The organism is Psychrobacter sp. (assembly GCF_018260395.1).
In the GTDB taxonomy this organism is placed as follows: Bacteria; Pseudomonadota; Gammaproteobacteria; order Pseudomonadales; family Moraxellaceae; genus Psychrobacter.
Genome location: NZ_JAGLBC010000226.1, coordinates 1 through 2,179, shown reverse-complemented (window position 1 = coordinate 2,179; position 2,179 = coordinate 1). Strand labels below are relative to the sequence as shown.

The window sequence follows — 2,179 nt, the reverse complement described above, 5'->3', positions numbered from 1 at the left end:
GTCGGCCCCTTTAGGTTTTATTTAGGGGTGACAACTATCCTGACACAGGGGGATATGGTCATTGAGCGTTATTTCACTCGCGTAGATAACCAACGTGCCAAAAATGAAACCAAAGCACTAGCTATCGTGCTGGCATGTGATGCAGGACGCTATCAAGTACCAAAGCATGAAAATGCCAACAGCATAACCAAAGACAATATATCCGTGAATAACTTTGGCGATAATGGAGTAGTACTCATAAATAGAATAGATTATTTTTCAGTCAAACTTGGGGTTAAGCTTGCTGAAGGGTTAGCTTATATACCTATCAATACTTACCTTACAGTGCGTAGCAAAAGCGCTACCAACACGTTGTCATCTTCTGATTATAGGTATGATGGCCCCGTTGTGGCAATAGAGCTTGCGATTATAGGGCGTGCTAATAATAGCTTAGGAAAGACTAATAAAATGGCTACCACTATATTTAACTTGCAAGGTAGCGATTATCAAATCAGAGAAAAAACACCCCACTTTGTTCGGCTTACTCTGCAAAATGTGGTAATGCTCAGAAATAACCACGTGACTCCATAACATGCATTATCCAATGAGTAGTGTTGAAAGTAGAGTTCAGAGTCATAGTTATGGTCAGAGTCAACACGGCGCGGTGTTGGTCATCGTATTGCTAATACTGATATTAATGTCCACTGCCAGTATTATTGCTCTAAGAAGCTCATCCACTTCTTTGGATTTGACCACAACCTTTCAAGTCAATCAGTTGCTTTTCCACGCTTCGGATGCGCCATTACAGCAGATTCAAAAACTAATAGAAAATGGCGAGTACAAAGCATTAACTTCAGAAACAGGTCCTTTTGGTTATTTATCTAAAGACGATAATGACCTCGCCTTAGCAGAGTATACGGTTTGCTATCAGCCTCATCTTGGCGATTTAGTTTATGCCTCTTCATCGTCTAAAGTTTTAAAAGCAAATGGCGTTAATATAAATCCTAAAGGATACTGCAATATCGCGGACAATCAGAATAATAGCTTTAGCAATAAACGTAAAATAATTGCCACCCAATTGTCTTTTATAAGGCTTAATGAAGCTTATACCGAGCTAACTGGCGATACCCAGCGCAATGTAACTTACGCCTCATCCATTATTACTGATGGTGACGATAGTTATCATAGAACTTCAAAAGATACGATAAAGCGCCACACACAGCGACCTTTTTTTGGAACAACAGGACAAGACCTAAATCAGAGCAAACAAACAAAAATTAGAGTCTATGTTACCTCAGTTATGCCAAGTTTTAGTAGAGTAAAGTTGGCTGAGGTCGATGCTTGCCTTGCAAAACCGGTAGCGAGGGTAGGGTTAACTCATTCCTTGTTAAACAAAGCAGAAAGCCAAATAGCCTGTTTAGAAAGAACGGGCACGCCTTTTAATACTCAGGTTCAAGACTATGTCTTGTCACAAAAAATGGTAGCACATTGATAGTTTGAAATTATTGGCATTAAACAGAGCAGGATAGACAGCAAATATAACCAATACAGCCCAATGTTTTGAACCATTTGAACCATTGACCATAACTAAAAGTTGCAAGGATAAGAACTATCAAGGATAAAGAGAATAACTCTAGATTACATAAATACAATCTTGCATTGTTACATCGCAGTGTCTTTGAGCACTCATTTAGTGTTATACAAGTGCTCAGTCGTTGCATGATAAGGTATTTGACAGGGCACAGTCAGCGAGTTTTTAGGCATGCAAAATTTTTAATGATCAGCGTTATATCGGCTATAACTTTACAATTTTCTGTTCTCTGTCATGCTTCGATATCTATGCCTCCTGCTATGGGAGATTTATCCCTATATAGTTTAGGGTATCATTCAAACTCTAAATCCTCAGTAGGGCCAACTGTCTTTTTATTACTCGATCCTTCCTTATATTCAAGCTCTAATAGTGAGCAGCAAACACATCGACTTCAGCAACTGCAGCAAGCTTTGGTGTACTTAATGGACACACCAGGATTACTGCCAGACAATCTTCAGGTAGGTATCGGTCAGGTAGCGCAAACGTCACCAAATTTAAATGAAACAATGTCTGAGCTATTAATAGTACCAACAGCAATGCTTGGTAGCGTTAGCAATGAGACCATCCCACATTCTGTGTAACTGCCATTTAGATTAAATGCTTACTGAT

2 protein-coding genes and 1 pseudogene are annotated in these 2,179 nt (G+C 39.2%); all 3 read left to right on the top strand.

Annotated elements, in window-relative coordinates; genetic code table 11:
* A pseudogene (locus QZ265_RS10690) lies at positions 1 to 570 on the top strand (prepilin-type cleavage/methylation domain-containing protein); the annotation flags it as partial.
* Positions 571 to 583: 13 nt separating this feature from the next.
* Positions 584 to 1,471, top strand: coding sequence for a hypothetical protein (locus QZ265_RS10685; protein ID WP_296406023.1), 888 nt, complete (start codon positions 584 to 586; stop codon positions 1,469 to 1,471).
* Positions 1,472 to 1,830: 359 nt separating this feature from the next.
* The gene (locus QZ265_RS10680; protein WP_296406021.1) at positions 1,831 to 2,151 is read left to right on the top strand and encodes a hypothetical protein; all 321 of its coding nucleotides are present in this window, start codon (positions 1,831 to 1,833) and stop codon (positions 2,149 to 2,151) included.
* Positions 2,152 to 2,179: the final 28 nt, after the last annotated feature.